16 protein-coding genes and 1 tRNA gene are annotated in these 15,735 nt (G+C 69.3%); 5 read left to right on the top strand and 12 right to left on the bottom strand.

Features of this window, described 5'->3' with window-relative positions; all coding sequences use genetic code 11:
* Positions 1-61: 61 nt before the first annotated feature.
* The gene (locus QU603_RS06510; RefSeq protein WP_370655348.1) at positions 62-1,579 is read left to right on the top strand and encodes an MFS transporter; all 1,518 of its coding nucleotides are present in this window, start codon (positions 62-64) and stop codon (positions 1,577-1,579) included.
* On the opposite strand, the gene smpB is transcribed toward QU603_RS06510, so the two are convergent.
* The 4 genes from smpB to prfB all read right to left on the bottom strand — a co-directional run bounded on the left by smpB (position 1,580) and on the right by prfB (position 5,317).
* Complete coding sequence (gene smpB / locus QU603_RS06505) at positions 1,580-2,056, bottom strand: SsrA-binding protein SmpB (RefSeq protein ID WP_308493676.1); 477 nt, start codon at positions 2,054-2,056, stop codon at positions 1,580-1,582.
* 93 nt (positions 2,057-2,149) lie between these two features.
* Positions 2,150-3,064, bottom strand: coding sequence for a permease-like cell division protein FtsX (gene ftsX / locus QU603_RS06500; RefSeq protein ID WP_308493675.1), 915 nt, complete (start codon positions 3,062-3,064; stop codon positions 2,150-2,152).
* Positions 3,061-4,146: a cell division ATP-binding protein FtsE gene (gene ftsE / locus QU603_RS06495; RefSeq protein WP_308493674.1), complete on the bottom strand. Its 1,086-nt coding sequence runs from the start codon at positions 4,144-4,146 to the stop codon at positions 3,061-3,063. The genes ftsX and ftsE overlap by 4 nt, the downstream gene beginning before the upstream one ends.
* 61 nt (positions 4,147-4,207) lie before the next feature.
* Positions 4,208-5,317 carry a peptide chain release factor 2 gene (gene prfB / locus QU603_RS06490; RefSeq protein ID WP_308493673.1) on the bottom strand — a complete coding sequence of 370 codons (1,110 nt, stop codon included), beginning with the start codon at positions 5,315-5,317 and terminating at the stop codon, positions 4,208-4,210.
* 127 nt (positions 5,318-5,444) lie between these two features.
* On the opposite strand from prfB, the gene QU603_RS06485 reads away from it, so the two are divergent.
* Complete coding sequence (locus QU603_RS06485) at positions 5,445-6,722, top strand: MFS transporter (RefSeq protein WP_308493965.1); 1,278 nt, start codon at positions 5,445-5,447, stop codon at positions 6,720-6,722.
* Between the two features lie 18 nt (positions 6,723-6,740).
* Here the strand turns inward: QU603_RS06485 and QU603_RS06480 are convergent, their stop codons facing one another.
* The 7 genes from QU603_RS06480 to QU603_RS06450 are packed head-to-tail and all read right to left on the bottom strand — an operon-like array spanning position 6,741 to position 11,258.
* On the bottom strand, positions 6,741-7,196 hold the full coding sequence (locus tag QU603_RS06480) for a pilus assembly protein TadG-related protein (protein WP_308493672.1): 456 nt from the start codon (positions 7,194-7,196) through the stop codon (positions 6,741-6,743).
* Entirely contained in the window at positions 7,181-7,645 is a 465-nt protein-coding gene (locus QU603_RS06475; protein WP_308493671.1) for a TadE family protein, read from the bottom strand. Before QU603_RS06475 ends, QU603_RS06480 begins: the two co-directional genes overlap by 16 nt.
* Positions 7,620-8,027, bottom strand: coding sequence for a TadE family protein (locus QU603_RS06470; protein WP_308493964.1), 408 nt, complete (start codon positions 8,025-8,027; stop codon positions 7,620-7,622). Before QU603_RS06470 ends, QU603_RS06475 begins: the two co-directional genes overlap by 26 nt.
* 3 nt (positions 8,028-8,030) lie before the next feature.
* A complete protein-coding gene (locus QU603_RS06465) occupies positions 8,031-8,261 on the bottom strand; it encodes a hypothetical protein (protein ID WP_308493670.1) in 231 nt (76 codons plus the stop codon).
* Positions 8,262-8,293: 32 nt separating this feature from the next.
* The gene (locus QU603_RS06460) at positions 8,294-9,214 is read right to left on the bottom strand and encodes a type II secretion system F family protein (RefSeq protein ID WP_308493669.1); all 921 of its coding nucleotides are present in this window, start codon (positions 9,212-9,214) and stop codon (positions 8,294-8,296) included.
* A 5-nt stretch (positions 9,215-9,219) separates the two neighbouring features.
* Positions 9,220-10,074 (bottom strand): type II secretion system F family protein, encoded by an 855-nt coding sequence (locus QU603_RS06455; RefSeq protein ID WP_308493668.1) that lies wholly within the window; start codon positions 10,072-10,074, stop codon positions 9,220-9,222.
* A complete protein-coding gene (locus tag QU603_RS06450; protein WP_308493667.1) occupies positions 10,071-11,258 on the bottom strand; it encodes a TadA family conjugal transfer-associated ATPase in 1,188 nt (395 codons plus the stop codon). The genes QU603_RS06455 and QU603_RS06450 overlap by 4 nt, the downstream gene beginning before the upstream one ends.
* Before the next feature lie 139 nt (positions 11,259-11,397).
* On the opposite strand from QU603_RS06450, the gene QU603_RS06445 reads away from it, so the two are divergent.
* Positions 11,398-11,479, top strand: a tRNA-Leu gene (locus QU603_RS06445).
* A gap of 93 nt (positions 11,480-11,572) precedes the next feature.
* A complete protein-coding gene (locus QU603_RS06440; protein ID WP_308493666.1) occupies positions 11,573-12,256 on the top strand; it encodes a DedA family protein in 684 nt (227 codons plus the stop codon).
* Between the two features lie 43 nt (positions 12,257-12,299).
* On the opposite strand, the gene ku is transcribed toward QU603_RS06440, so the two are convergent.
* Positions 12,300-13,103, bottom strand: coding sequence for a non-homologous end joining protein Ku (gene ku, locus QU603_RS06435; RefSeq protein ID WP_308493665.1), 804 nt, complete (start codon positions 13,101-13,103; stop codon positions 12,300-12,302).
* Between the two features lie 63 nt (positions 13,104-13,166).
* Between ku and QU603_RS06430 the strand changes: the two genes are divergently transcribed.
* Positions 13,167-15,689 (top strand): ATP-dependent DNA ligase, encoded by a 2,523-nt coding sequence (locus QU603_RS06430; protein ID WP_308493664.1) that lies wholly within the window; start codon positions 13,167-13,169, stop codon positions 15,687-15,689.
* Positions 15,690-15,735: the final 46 nt, after the last annotated feature.

Raw genomic sequence — 15,735 nt, 5'->3', positions numbered from 1 at the left:
GCAGGCACCCAGCCTGCACGCCGCCGGCCGTGAAGATCCCGCCCGCAAAGGAGCGCGCATGATGCCCCGCCGAGCCGTTTTCGTCCGCGCCACCGCCGCGGGCGCTCCCACGACCGCCACCCGCGTGTCCATCGGCACCCTCGCCGGTGTCGTGGGCTTTCTGGCGTTCGTGGAGTTCACCAGCGGCGTTCTGCAGGGCTATTACACGCCGATGCTCACCGACATCGCCCGGCATCTGGACATCCACGACGCCGATGTGAACTGGCTCGAGGGCACGCAGCTGATGCTGTCCGCGCTCGTGGTGCCCGCCTTCGCCAAGCTCGGCGACATGATCGGGCACAAGCGGATGCTGCTGATCTCGACCGCGATCACGGCTGCAGCATCCTTCGTCCTGCCGTTCACCGACTCCTTCGCGGTGTTCCTCGTCGGCTGGGCGCTCATGGGCTTCTACGTGGTCTGGCTGCCGCTGGAGATCGCGCTCATCTGGTCGCGGGCGCGACGGATGGAGGGGCGCTCGACCATCACGGCACGTGCGGCGGGCTTCCTCGTCGCGGCGCTGGAATCCGGTGCGATCATCGGTGCCCTCGTCGGAGGCGCGCTCGTGGACGCCCTGCCCCTGTCGGTCGTGCTGCTGGTGCCCGCCGTCATGATCGTGATCTGCTTCTTCGTCGTCCTGTTCGGCGTGCGTGAGTCGCCCGAGCCGACCGGCGGCGTGTTCGACACCGTCGGCGTGGTGCTCATCTCGATCGCATTGATCGCGTTCACCGGCGGCCTGAGCCTGCTGCGCCTGAACGGTCCGGGCGACCTCCTGTCGTGGATCGTCGTGCTCCTGGGCATCGCGCTGGTCGTGCCCTTCGTGCTGTGGGAACTGCGTCAAGACGATCCGCTGATCGACGTGCGGATGTTCCGCTCACCCGCTCTGGGCCCGGTGTTCCTGACCGCGGGCCTGTTCGGCGTGAGCGTGCTGGGCGCCCAGGCACCGCTGTCGACGTTCGCACGCACCGACCCGGCGGTGTACGGCTATGGCCTGGGCACCAGCGGGTTCGCGACGTCGCTGATCATCGGGATCTACCTGATCGCGATGATCGCGGGGGCCCTCGCCTTCCCCCTGGCGGCGCGACTGATCTCGCCGCGCATCACTCTGATCGTCGCGGCCGTGCTCGTCGGCGTCGGATTCCTCCTGTTCGTGCCGTTGCACGCCGCCTATCTGCAGGTCATCGTCAACATGGTCATCGTCGGCATCGGGTCGGGCGCGCTGGTGGCAGCACTGCCGGCGGCCGCGGCATCCGCCGCCGCGCACACCCAGACCGGAGTGGCCACCGGGCTGACCAATTCGGTGAAGACCGTGGGCGGCGCGATCGCATCGTGCGTGTTCGGCATCGCACTGCTGCAGGGCGTCACGCACGCCGGCGGCGCCGACAGCACGGCCGGATCGTTCGCCGGCTATGTGACCGTGTGGGTCGTGTGCGGCGCCACGGCACTGGTGGCGGCAGTGCTGCTGCTGGTCGTGCCCAAGACCGCGTTCAGCGATCAGCACACGGGCCACGCCGACACCCGCGACGCCGAGCCGATCGTCTGATCAGTCCCCCATGCGGTTGCGCGTGCGCATGGCGCGCTCGGCCTCGCGCTTATCCTGCTTCTCGCGCAGGGTCTGGCGCTTGTCATACTCGCGCTTGCCCTTGGCAACCGCGATCTCGACCTTCGCCCGCCCGTCGGAGAAATACAGCTTGAGCGGCACGAGCGTGTAGCCGCCGGCCGACACGGCGTGCGAGAGCCGCACGATCTCTTCTTTGTGCAGCAGCAGTTTGCGGGTGCGCTTGGCGGCGTGATTGGTCCAATTGCCCTGCACATACTGCGGAATGTTCACGGCATCCAGAAACGCCTCGCCGCCGTCGATGTAGGCATAGCCGTCGGTGAGATTCGCCCGCCCCTCGCGCAGCGACTTGACCTCGGTGCCGGTGAGGACGAGACCCGCCTCGTATGTCTTCTCGATCGTGTAGTCGTGGCGCGCGCGACGATTGGTCGCCACGACCTTCTCGCCGCGTTCCTTCGGCATGATGCTCCTGAGGGGGATGCTTCAGAGTGAATGATGGATGCCGCCTCCGCGTCACGGAGGCAGCCCACAACTCTATCGCATGGGCCGTGCGCGCTATGCGCGCAGCCAACGCCGGATGGCGAAGCCCGCCGACACGGCGGCGAGCACCACCCCGATCACGATGAGGATCGGCACGACGTATGCCACATCGCGCATATCCACCCAGGTTGTGATGAAGTCGACGCGCGAGCGCAGATATCCGTGCACGCCGAACTGCACACCCGCCCACACCGCGACTCCGGCCAGCACCGATCCGATCAGCGCGGCTAACACCCCCTCGAGGATGAACGGGGTCTGGATGAATCTGTTGGATGCCCCGACCAGCCGCATGATGCGCAGCTCACGGCGTCGGGCATACGCCGACAGCCGAATGGTGGTCGCGATCAGCAGCACCGCGGCCACGAGCATGAGGCCGGCGATGCCCACGGCGATGTAGGTGGCAACCGTCAACGCGGAGAACAGCGGCTGCAGCAGCTTCATCTGGTCTTGGACGGTCTGCACACCCTTCTTGCCCGAGAACGCCTCGGTGATCACGGCGGAGTTCTCCGGATCGACGAGGTTGATGTAGAAGCTCGCGCCGAACTGACTGGGCGAGAGGATGTCTTTGTAATCGCTGCCGAGCAGCTCGAGTGCGTTCTTGTACGCCTGTTCCGGCGTCTCGAACCGGTACTTGGAGATCAGCGGCTTCAGCCCGCCCGTGTCCAGTCGCTCCCTCACGGCCTCGATCTGCGCCTTCGTCGCTGCCCCCTGGTCGCACGTGGCCTCGCGTGCGCCGTCGACGCACATCGAGACCTGCACCTGCGCGCGCCCGGTCCAGAAGTCGCGCATCGTGCCGATCTGGGCCTGCATCAGGATCGCCGCGCCCACGAACGTCAGCGACACGAACGTGACCAGCACGATCGAGATCACCATCGACGCATTGCGGCGCAGTCCGTTCAGCGCCTCGCCGAAGATCAGCCCCGCCCTCATCGCGTCGGTCCCACTTCTTCGTCGCCGTCGCCGTCGCGCAGCCCCAGCCGGTCGGCCAGTCCCAACTCGTCCAGGTCCACGTCCATGCCCGGGAGCGTCGGCACGCCCGGGGCGGTGTCGTTCTCGGTGTCGGCGGCGGGCGCGTCCGACACGTCGGGAACGGCGGGCGCGGACGTCTCGACCTTCTGGGGCTTTGCCGGCTGGGGCCGTGCCGGTTCGGGCCGTGCCGGTTCGGGCTGTGCCGGAGCGGCGGCCGCGGCATCCCGCTCTGAAGCCGCCGCTGAAGCCGCAGCCGGACCCGGCGTGACGGTCTCGCGGTGCACCTCGAGCACGGCGGTCAGCGCCGCCACCGATGCCGCACCGCGCTCAGGTGCCGGTGCCAGGCTCGGCAGGCTCGACGTGTCGCCGTAGCCACCGTGCCGCTCATCGCGCACCATGTCGCCCTCGTGCAGCTCGATCACGCGACGCTTCATCTCATCGACGAAACCGGCCTCGTGCGTGGCCATCACCACGGTGGTGCCGGTGGCGTTGATGCGCGCGAGCAACCGCATGATGTCCACCGACGTGGCCGGGTCAAGGTTGCCGGTCGGCTCGTCGGCCAGCAGGATCTGCGGGCGGTTCACGATCGCGCGCGCGATCGCCACCCGCTGCTGCTCGCCGCCCGACAGTTCGTGCGGCAGCCGCTTGCCCATGTCTTGCAGTCCCACCAGCGCGAGCGCCTCGGGCACTGCCTGGCGTATGAAGGCCCGAGACGAGCCGATGACCTGCAGGGCGAAGGCGACATTCTGGAAGATCGTCTTGGCCGGCAGCAGCCGGAAGTCCTGGAACACCGCACCGATGTGGCGACGGAAGTACGGGACCTTGCGGCTGGACAGCGCGCGCAGGTCACGCCCCAGCACCACCACACGGCCCTCGCTGGGTGTCTCTTCGCGAAGGATCATGCGCAGGCAGGTCGACTTGCCGGAGCCCGACGGGCCGACGAGGAAGACGAACTCCGCGCGTTGCACCTCGAAGTCCACATCATGCAGCGCAGGTTTCGACGTGCCGCGATACCGTTTGGTGACGTGTTCGAACCGGATCATGGCTCAACGAGCCTAAGCGCGATGATGCGCGATCTGCGCAGCGACACCACGGCGGGTCGGATCAGTCGTCATCCTTGCGCTTGCGCCAGCGGATGCCTGCCGCGATGAATCCGTCGAGGTCTCCGTCGAAGACGGGGGCGGGGTTGCCGACCTCGTACCCGGTGCGCAGGTCTTTGACCAGCTGCTGGCCGTACAGGAAGTACGAGCGCATCTGATCGCCCCAGCTCGCCGTGATCGTGCCGGCCAACTCCTTCTTCTTCGCCGCCTCTTCTTCGCGCTTGAGCAGCAGCAGTCGGGTCTGCAGCACGCGCATCGCGGCGGCGCGGTTCTGGATCTGCGACTTCTCGTTCTGCATCGACACGACGATGCCGGTCGGGATGTGCGTGAGGCGCACCGCGGAGTCGGTCGTGTTCACCGACTGGCCGCCAGGCCCCGACGAACGGAAGACGTCCACACGGATGTCGGTCTCGGGGATCTCGACCTCGACGGCCTCCTCCATGACCGGGATGACCTCGACGGCGGCGAAGCTGGTCTGCCGCTTGTCGGCAGAGCCGAACGGACTGATGCGCGCCAGACGATGCGTGCCCGCCTCCACCGACAGGGTGCCGTACGCATACGGCGCATCGATCTCGAACGTGGCCGACTTGATGCCGGCGCCCTCGGCGTAGGAGGTGTCCATGACCTTGACGGGATACTTGTGACGCTCGGCCCAGCGCAGGTACATGCGCATGAGCATCTCGGCGAAGTCGGTGGCGTCGTCGCCGCCGGCACCCGAGCGGATCGTGACCACCGCGGCCCGATCGTCGTACTCGCCGTCCAGAAGGGTCTGCACCTCGAGCTGACCGATCGTCTCGTCGAGGTCGGCGAGCTCGCGGCGCGCCTCGGCGGCCGAGTCTTCGTCTTCGAGCTCGACGGCGAGTTCGACGAGCACCTCGAGGTCGTCGAGGCGCTGCTCGATCTCGGTGACGCGCTTGAGGTCGGCCTGCCGGTGGCTGAGAGCGCTCGTGACCTTCTGCGCCTTCTCGACGTCGTCCCACAGGTCGGGGGCGCCGGCTTCGGCGCTCAGCCGCTGGATGTCGGCCTGCAGCGCAGGGACGTCGGCCACCGCCTTGATCTCGGCGAAGGTGGAGCGCAAGGCATGGATGTCGGTGGACAGATCGAGTTCGAGCATGACACTTCAGGTTATCGTGGATGCGATGCCTTCCGATGCCGAGCCCCCGCGCGACAGGCGTTCGGGCGATCGAGGCCTGGACGAGGGGCGGCTGAGCGTCCGCACGGTCCTGCTGCGCTTCGGTCCGATGATCTACGGGCCGACGGTGCTGTTCGCGCTCGGCGAGGGCGCGGTGATCCCCCTCATCCCGGTCATCGCCTCCCAGCTCGGCGCGGGTGTGGCCCTGGCGGCGCTGGTCTCGTCCGCACTCGTCGTCGGCCAGCTGTGCGGCAATCTGCCCGCCGGCTGGGCCGTCTCGCGCATCGGCGAGCGGTGGACCATGGTCATCGGCGGCAGCGCGGCGGTGCTGGCCAGCCTCGGGCTGGTCCTGGCCCCCAATCTTGCAACCCTCACCATCGCGGTGTTCGTGCTCGGGTTCTGCGCGGCGGTGTTCGGCTTGGCCCGGCACTCGTTCATGACGACCCGCATTCCGCTGAGTTTCCGTGCCCGTGCGCTGTCGATGCTCGGCGGTTCGTTCCGGCTCGGCGTGTTCGTCGGTCCTTTCGTCGCGGCGGCGCTGCTGGCGATCTTCGGCGACGAGCATGCCGCGATCTGGTTCGCGCTGATCTGCCTTGCGGGCGTGGTCGCACTGGTCACCTTCGGACCGGATCCCGAAAAGGAGGCCGCAGCCGCGCTGGCGGGTTCGGACCCGGTGGCCGCCTCGCTCGGCGCGACGGCCGACTCCGAAGCGCAGAGCGCCGCCGGCGCCGAGCTGATCGAAGACACCGGTGAGGCGATCACCGGGCCTGTGCGGACGGCGGACGCCACCGGCGTGTTCCGCACGATGTGGCAGCACCGTCACGTGCTCGCGCGTCTGGGCACCGCAGCCGCGCTGCTGTCGGCGGTGCGCTCGGCCCGTCAGGTGGCGCTGCCGCTGTGGGGTGTGTCGATCGGGCTGGATGCCACGACCATCGCCTTGGTGGTCGGCATCTCGGGTGCGCTGGATTTCGCGCTGTTCTACGCGAGCGGGCAGGTGATGGACCGGTTCGGCAGGCTGTGGGCGGCTCTGCCGGCGCTCATTCTGATGGGATGCGGTTTCATCGCGTTGGCCTTCACCCACGACTCCGATCAGGCAGCCATGTGGTACGCGATGTTCGCGGCCGTGCTCGGGGTCGGCAACGGCATCTCCAGCGGGATCCTCATGACCCTCGGGGCCGATCTCGCGCCGCAGCGCGACCCGGCCGCCTTCCTCGGTTCGTGGCGCACCCTGACCGACGCGGGCGGGGCAGCGGCGCCGCTGCTCATCTCGGCGATCACCGCGATCTTCTCGCTGGCACTGGCCACCGGTGTGATCGGCGTGATCGGCCTGATCGGAGCCGTCGGCTTCTTGCGCTGGATACCCCGCTACATCCCGCGCCCCCGCTGACGGCGCCGACTGCGCGCCTCAGCGCAGAGCGGTGCGGCTGGTGGCCTGGGCTTCGAGCCGCACGCCATCGGGCACGAACAGGGTGATCACGGGTGGATGCCACTGGTCGGTGACCCGCACGCGCGCTGAGCTGCCGTCGGTCGTGGAGGCCGAGATCAGCCGTGCGCCGGCTCCCACATCGGCCACCAGCGCGGCCGCCTGCTCCCGCACTCCCTCGTCGGTCAGTTCGGCCCGGGCGTCGGCGGTGACGACGAAACCGTCGGCAGCGGCCAGTGCCGCGGCATCCGCGAGCGCATCCAGCCTCTTCTGCGCGAGATACATCGAGGTCGCGTCCACGCACACCAGCACGGCGACCAGCGCGAGAGCCGCGTAGCCGATCGCCAGCGGCAGGATGCTGCCGGTGTCGTCATCGGCCGTCTGCCGAAGTCGTGCTCGCAGCCGTGCGCGCACCCGGCGGATCACTCGGCACCCCACAGCCGCGACACCTTCTGCGCGCTGGATGCCTCGACCGGCACGGATGCCACCCTCTTCAGCCCCAGCACGGGTGGGACGAGCGGCAGCCCGACCCTGGTGCGCAGCGTCACCACGAGGGTGGCGCCGGCGCGTGGGCATGCGCCGCCGTCCGGCAGGCAGTCCAGGTTCACCGACAGCTCATCGTGCGCGACGCCGTACTCGTGCTCGGTGGTCTGGACGATCGCGTCTGCGCGCGCACGAGCGGCCGCCGCGTCGGGTGCGGTCGCGATCGCACGCGCGATGTGCCGGGCACCCGATTCGACGCCCAGCGCCTGGCTCTGGATCGCCCCGAGCGCGACGATCAGATACACGATCGGCACGAGCAGCACCAGACCGGCGAGGATGAACTCGAGCGACGCCGACCCCCGCTCGTCCGCCGCAGGGTCACTCCAGGCTCTCAGCCGGGGCATCGGCCGACACCTCCAGCCCCTCTGGAGCACCCAGCAGCCCCACCAGCGGCAGCGGCACACGCACCGTCATGCGCACCGCATCCTCTCCGGCCAGCACCACGTGCCTCGCGTGCACGTCACGCGCATATCCCGCCCCGACGGCCCGCGCGATCAGCTCGCGGGTCCGTGACTCGCCCGCGGCGATCGTCTCGTCGGCGAGCGCGGCACGATAGGCGCCCTCGACCGCGGCATCATGCACGACGTTGCGCACGTACACGACCAGCCCGAGCTGCAGGACGGCCAGCGTCAGAAATGTCAGCAGTGCCCCGACGAGCACGAACTCGACAGGAGTGGAGCCACGATCATCACCGGTGGCGGCCAATCGTGCCCGGATGCGCCGCATCACTCACAGACCCGAGACCTTGTCGATCGCCTGGGTGAACAGGTCCGCCAACGCGGGGCCCGCCAGAGCCCAGATCACCACCACGAGCCCGGCCGTCATGAGCGTGATCAGCACCCAGCCGGGCACATCGCCACGGTCATCCGTCGACTCGTTTCCCACCACGCCCCAGGCAGAGCGCAGTCGTTCGCACGCCGTTCCTGCAGCCCGCTGGGCCCAGCCCATGATCTCCCTCATCTTCACTCCTCATCCATCCTTTGCATGTCGACTCATCCCAAGCCCAGCCGGAGCATGAAAACCCCCGGAAACACGGCGAACACCACGGATAACGGCAGGATCAAGAAGACCAGCGGCAGCAGCATCAAGATCTCTTTGCGCCCGGCACGTTCGATGAGTCCGCGCTTCGCGTCTTCGCGCGTGTCTCCTGCCTGGGCCTGCAGCACGTGTGCGAGTGGTGCGCCCCGGTCGATCGCGGCGACGATGTGATCGATCGACCGCGTCAACGCGGGCACGTTCAGGCCGCGCGCCATCGCGGTGAGCGTTTCTGCCAGGGGGGATCCTGCTCCCACCGTCAGCACGAGGGTGCGCAATTCGCCGGTCAGCTCGCCGGCGCCGACCTCACCTACCCGCCGCAGCGCGTCGAGGATGCCCTCACCGGCCGACAGGCACAGCGCAAGGAATTCGAGCACCGTCGGCAGCTCTTCTTCGATGCGTGCCACTCGCGCGGTCGCGGCATGGGCCAGCAGCAGGTCGGGGCAGGCTGCTGCCGCAAGCGCGGCGATCAGAGGAATGACCGCGGCTACGGCACTGAACCGGCCGGTCACCACCAGTGCCACGACCAGCAGACCGCCGGCGGCCAGGCCGCTCAACGCCCACGCCAGCTGTCGCGCACGGAATGCCGACACACCCGAGCGGTCGCAGCGCCGCCCGGCTTGGCGCAGGCGTGCCGCCAGTGCATCGCTGCCGCCGAGGACGCGCTCCAGCCGCTGACGAAGCACAGCAGAAAGACCGGCGGCCATCGGCAACGGCACCAGCGGAGTGAGCCCCTGCGGGTCGCTGATGTCACGCACGTAGGGCGCGATGCGTCGCTGCAGGCTTGCGGCTCCCCACCGCGGAGCGATGGTGACCACGAGCGCGATGCCGACGCCCAGGGCACCGCCCAAGACGACTGCGACGGCAAGATCTGTCATCGCATTCACCCGAACCACCGCCGAGGCTCAGGCAACCGGCCCAGCCGGATCATGATCCGGTACGCGACGAAGGAAACCGCCGCCCCGGTGACGATCAGCGCGAGCCCGGCCGGCGTGCTGTAGGCCTTGGCCCCCTCGGGGCGCAACGCCAGCAGTATGAGGATGACCCACGGCGCGACCACACCGAGCACCGCGGCACCGCGGATCCACGACTGGCGTGCTTCGACCTCGGCACGCAGGGCCGCGTCGGCTCGCACCGATGCCGACAACGCCCGCAGTACCGGCACCAACTCGGTGCCCCCGACCTGCCGTGCCATCCGCAGTGTCTCGACGATGCGATCTGCGATCGGATCCGAGAGGACCGCCTTGAGTCTGCGCGCGCTGGAGTCGAAGTGTCCGGACGCGGCGATGTCCCGCGCGAACCCGACGAAGGCGGGGCGCAGAGCCGGGGGGCCGGAGGTCTGCAACGAGGCCACCGCGTCGGGCAGGGACATGCCGGCACGCACCGATGCGATCAGCAGATCGCACACGTCGGGCCACAGCGCCCTCCGCTGTCGCAGCAGCCTGCTGCGCCGTGCCCGCAGCCACAGGAACGGCGAGCCCACGCCCACCAGCACCGCCAAACCCGCGAGGACCGGAATCGGCACGACGAGCCAGACCACAGCGCCGGCCACGAGACCTGACAGCACCGCCACAGCGATCGGCACCTTGGCCGACAGGTGGGCGAAGCCCGCAGCATCCATCAGACGGGTCACTGCCCCGTCCCCACGCACGGGCGACGGCGCGTGCGATGGCCACAGCCAGGGAGCGAGCACCAGCAGGATGCCGCCGGCAAGCACCGCGCCGAGCACCGCGATCATGCGTCCGGCCCCGTGCGCGGCGGATACAGTGACCGCACCTCGATCACTCCATCGACGACCCTTCCGGTCGGCGCCACGATCTCGGCGATGCGGCGCCGCCCGTCGTCACCGCGCACGCAGTGCACGACGAGGTGCACCGAACGGGCGATCGCCGGCACCACGAACCCGGCATCGATGTTGCGCCCCGCCAGCAGCGGAAGGGCGGCGAGCTTGTCCAGCGCCTCCCGCGCGGAGTTCGCGTGCACCGTCGCGGCGCCCGGCACACCGGTGTTCAGCGCCAGAACCAGGTCGAGCGCCTCGGCATCGCGCACCTCGCCGACCACCAGCCGGTCGGGCCGCATGCGCAGCGCCTCTTTCACGAGACGGCGCAGCGTCACCTCGCCGGTGCCCTCCAGACTGGGCTGGCGTCCCTGCAGTGCGACCAGGTCGGGGGCGTCCACGGCGAGCTCGAATGTCTCCTCGACCGTGACGATGCGCTGCTCGGCCGCGCAGGCCGCGATCAGCGCTCCCAACAGCGTCGTCTTGCCCGCATGCGTGGCTCCCGAGACGATGACGCTGCTGCCCGACAGCATCGCGTCACGCAGCAGCCGTGCGCCGTCCGCGGTGACAGAGCCGGCCTCCACGAGGCGGGACAGATCCCGGTACGCCGGCAGGAATTTGCGAATGTTCACCGACCAGTTCTTGCGCGTGATGTCGGGGATGACGCAATGCAGCCGGCTCCCGTCCGGCAGCGACGCGTCGACGAACGGCTGGCTGAGGTCCACCCGGCGCCCGGTCGACTGCAGCATCCGCTCCACGAGGTCGCGCACGGCCGCATCGGTCAACGCCAGGGGCACCCGCTGCGCGACGCCGTCGCGGGCCACGAAGATGCGGTCGGGGGCGTTGATCCAGATCTCCTCGACCGTCGGATCATCCAGATACGCCTGCAACGGGCCGTACCCGGCCACGCGGGCCAGGATGTCGCGCACACACGCGTGTTCGTCATCGATGAGCGAAAGCCCGCGGGCGAGCGCGAAATCGTTGTGCCGACGCACCCGCTCACGCGCGATCTGCGCGGCGCGATCCGGGTCACGCGACGGATCGGCCCGTTCGGCCAGGAGCTGCGCCCGCACCTGCTCGGCCAGCCCCGCCACCACGTCCACGCGAGCGCGATCGAGGTCGCCGGAGGCGTACGCGAGACTCATAGAAGCATCCTTGCAAGAATCCAGAAACCGCCTCGAAAGTTATCCACAGCCCGCACACAGCCGGGGGTGTCCCCCACCTCGAAAACGGGTGCCAGCCCCCACAGCGTCCACTCAGCCCGCTCAGTAGACTGGAACCCGCGCGGGAGTGGTGAAATCGGCAGACACGCAGGATTTAGGTTCCTGTGCCCTCGGGCGTGGGGGTTCGACTCCCCCCTTCCGCACGCCGCCGGTCACGGCATCCTGGCCCCTCGACCTCTCTTGACGGGAAACACGTGCACGCAGCAGGTCTCCTCCCCTGGCTCGACCCCGCATCGATGATCGAAAATGCGGGGCCGTGGGCACTGCTCGTGGTGTGCCTGGTCATCTTCTCCGAGACCGGCCTGCTCGTCGGCTTCATCCTGCCCGGCGACACCCTGTTGGTGATCTCGGGGCTTCTCACCAAGACCAACGACGTGTTCGGTCTGAACATCTGGGTCGTCTCGCTCCTGATCGCCGTCGCCGCCTTCGCCGGCGGCGAGGTGGGCTATTACATAGGCCACAAGGCCGGTCCCGCGATCTTCGAACGCAAAGAGTCCGGCCTGTTCAGCCGCAAGAACGTCGAACGCACCAACGCGTTCTTCGAACGATTCGGCGGCTTGACCGTCGTGCTGGCTCGCTTCGTGCCGATCGTGCGAACTTTCGCCCCCGTCGCCGCCGGCGTCGGCCACATGCCGTGGCGCCGCTACTCGCTGTACAACCTGATCGGTGCCGTGCTCTGGGGCTTCGGGTTGACGATGCTCGGCTACGGCATCGGCTTCATCCCGCCGATTTCCGACTTCGTCACGCACTACATCGACCTGATCCTCATCGGCGTCGTGGTCCTCTCGATCGCCGGCACCGCCTGGCACTACTTCCGCGAGCGCGCGAAGGTGCGTCGCGAGGCCGCCGATGCTCAGACATCGGCGACGGAGGCGCGCGAACCGGATGCCGCGGCCCGCACAGAACAGCCCGACGCCTGACGCGCACGACCTGACGCCTGGCCGCTGACGCGGGCAGTCGGTGTCAGCCTTCGGCGGCGCGGGCCTTGCGACTGCGCTCGACGCTCGCGCGCAGCGCCTCCATCAGGTCGATGACCTCGCCACCGGTCTCTTCTTCACGCTCGCCGAACGTCTCTGCGGTGTCGAGCGTGTCGCCCTTCGCGAGCTTCGCGTCGATCAGCGTGCGCAGCTCGGCCTGGTACTCGTCGGTGAAGGCCGCCGGGTCGAAGTCGGCGGCGAACCCCTCGACCAGGGCAGCCGACAGCTCGAGTTCTTTGTCGCTGATCTTGACCGGCTCATCCAGCGCCGGGAACGCGGCATCCCGGATCTCGTCAGCCCACCGCATCGTCTGCAGCGTCAGCACGTCACCGCGCACCCGCAGCGCCGCCAGCCGCGTCTTCTGCCGCAGTGAGAAGCGCACGATCGCGGTGCGGTCGGTGCGCTGCAGCGTCTCGCGCAGCAGCGCATACGCCTTGGGCGAGGTGCCGTCGGGCTCGAGAAAGTACGAACTCTCGAACAGCAGCGGGTCGAGCTGGTCGGACGGTACGAACTCGACGACCTCGATCTCGCGGCTGCGCTCGGCCGGCAGCGCGGCGAAGTCCTCTTTGGTGAGCACGACGGTGCGCTCGCCGTCGTCGTACGCACGGTCGATGTCGGCGTAGGGCACGACCTCGCCGTCCAACTCGCAGATGCGCTGGTACCGGATGCGGCCGCCGTCGGCGGCGTGCACCTGATGCAGTGACACGTCGTGGTCTTCGGTCGCCGCGTACACCTTCACCGGCACGTTGACCAGGCCGAAGGTGAGCGCGCCCTTCCAGATGGCCCTCATGACTCCAGTACACACGCTGAAGGGCACGCTGACAATGCCCGTCTCACCGGGCAGGATGGTGCCATGCCAGACTCTGAGCAGGTGGTGGCGGTCGGCGGGCGCCGCCTGCGCCTGTCGCGCCTGGACAAAGTGCTGTATCCGGCCACGGGCACCACCAAGGGCGAGGTGATCGACTACTACACCCGCATCGCTGCGCTGCTGATCCCGCACGTGACCGGGCGCCCGGTCACACGCAAGCGCTGGCCCGAGGGAACGGACCACAAGCCGTTCTTCGCGAAGGACCTCGAACCGGGTGCGCCGGAATGGATGCGCCGCATGCCGATCGCGCACTCCACGGGCATCAAGGACTATCCGCTCGTGGGCGATGTGCCCTCGCTCGTCTACCTGGCGCAGGTGGCGAGCCTCGAACTGCACGTGCCCCAGTGGCGGTTCACCGCCGACGGCGAGCGCGCGCACCCCGACCGCATGGTCTTCGACCTGGACCCGGGGCCGGGTACCGGACTGGCCGAGTGCGCCGAGGTCGCCCGCCGGGTGCGCAGCATCCTCTCGGGCATGGGGTTGGAGGCCTTCCCCGTCACCAGCGGCAGCAAGGGTCTGCATCTGTACGCGGGCCTGGACGGGACGCAGACCAGCGAGCAGACCTCGGCGGTCGCGCGTGAACTCGCCCGGGCGCTGGAGGCCGACGACCCCGACCTCGTGGTCAGCCGGATGGCGAAGGATGCCCGACCCGGCCGTGTGTTCATCGACTGGAGCCAGAACAACCAGGCCAAGACCACCATCGCCCCCTACTCGCTGCGCGGGCGGGATGAGCCGACGGTGGCCGCCCCGCGCACATGGGAAGAACTCGACAACCCCGCACTGCGCCAACTGCGCTTCGACGAAGTGCTCGAGCGCGCCGACCGCGACGGCGACCCGATGGGGGTGCTCGGCATCCGCGCCGGGGGTCGGGCTGCGGCATCCGGCCCCCTGTCGGCCTACATCGCCAAGCGCGACCCGGCGCGCACGCCCGAGCCGGTGCCCGACAATCCGCTGGCAACGCCCACGCCGCCCGACCAGCCGCCACGGTTCGTGATCCAGGAGCACCACGCGCGCCGCCTGCACTGGGATCTGCGCCTGGAGCGGGGCGGTGTGCTGGTCAGCTGGGCGGTGCCGCGCGGCGTGCCGGCCACGCCCGGGCGCAACAACCTGGCGGTGATGACCGAGGACCACCCTCTGGAGTATGGCTCGTTCGAGGGCTCGATTCCGCACGGCGAGTACGGCGGCGGATCGGTCACGATCTGGGACGACGGACGCTATGACCTGGAGAAGTGGCGCGACGACGAAGTCATCTTCACGGTGCACGGGCGGCCGGGCGGACCGCTCGGCAGCGTGCGGCTGGCGCTGATCCGCACGCAGGGCGAGGGCGAGAAATCCAACTGGCTGCTGCACCGGATGAAGACGGATGCCGCCGGCGGCGTGCAGGCCGACGGCCGGCCAGCGGTGGCCGGGGAACAGGCCGACGCGCAGGCCGATCCGCACGTTGACGCGCAGGCCGATCCGCACGTTGACGCGCAGGCCGATCCGCACGTTGACGACGGCGCGCAGGGGGCGGACGAAGCAGCGGACGCAGTCCCGCTCCCGTCCCGCCGTCAGCTGCAGCCGATGCTGTCGACTCCGGCGACCCCGACGCTGGCCCGCAGCACCGCGGCGCGCTGGGGCACCTGGGCCGAGGTCAAGTGGGACGGCATCCGCGCCCTCGGGGTCTGGGACGGGCACCGGCTGCGTTTGTTCGCCCGCAGTGGCACCGAGATCACCGCCCGCTACCCCGAAGTGCTCACGGCGGGGCTGGATGCGGCATCCGCCGTGGTCGACGGTGAGATCATCGCCCTGGACGCGTCGGGGCGGCCGAGCTTCACGCGACTGCAGAACAGGATGCACCTGACCAAGCCGCGCCAGATCGAGGCCGAGCGCACGCGCACCCCCGTGCGTTACCACCTGTTCGACGTGCTCGCCTGCGACGGCGAGGACCTCGCTGCCCGTCCTCTGAGCGAGCGCCGTGCACTGCTCGAACGGATCGCGGCGGCTCCGGGCGAGCCGGTGGCTGTCCCTCCGGTGTTCGACGATGTCGACGCGGCCCTTTCCACGAGCAGACGCTTCGCGCTGGAGGGGATCGTCGTGAAGAATCCCGCATCCACCTACCGGCGCGGGATCCGCTCCCCCGATTGGCTGAAGGTGAAGCTCACCCGCACCCAGGAGGTGGTCATCGGCGGCATCCGTCCCGGCCGCGGCGGGCGCACCGGTGTGATCGGATCACTGCTTGTCGGGATTCCGGGCCCGGATGGCCTGCGTTATGCCGGGCGGGTCGGCACGGGCTTCAGCGAGTCGACGCTGGCGCGCCTGGACGACGTGCTGCAGCCGCTGCGCACCGACGACGACCCGTTCGTGGGAGTTCCCGACGCCGATGCGCGCGACGCGCTGTGGGTGCGTCCCGACCTGGTCGGCGAGGTCGAGTTCGCCGAGTTCACCCCCGGCGGGATCCTGCGGCAGTCGCGCTGGCGCGGCCTGCGCCCCGACAAGGCGCCCTCGGACGTGCGCCGCGAGTCCTGACGTCCGAGTTGCGGTCGAAATCATATGACTTCATCGAGCACACACC

The sequence above is a fragment of the Microbacterium terrisoli genome (genome assembly GCF_030866805.1).
Lineage (GTDB): Bacteria > Actinomycetota > Actinomycetes > Actinomycetales > Microbacteriaceae > Microbacterium > Microbacterium terrisoli.
The sequence above is the reverse complement of the archived record's forward strand: the minus strand, read 5'-3'. Positions and strand labels throughout refer to the sequence as shown.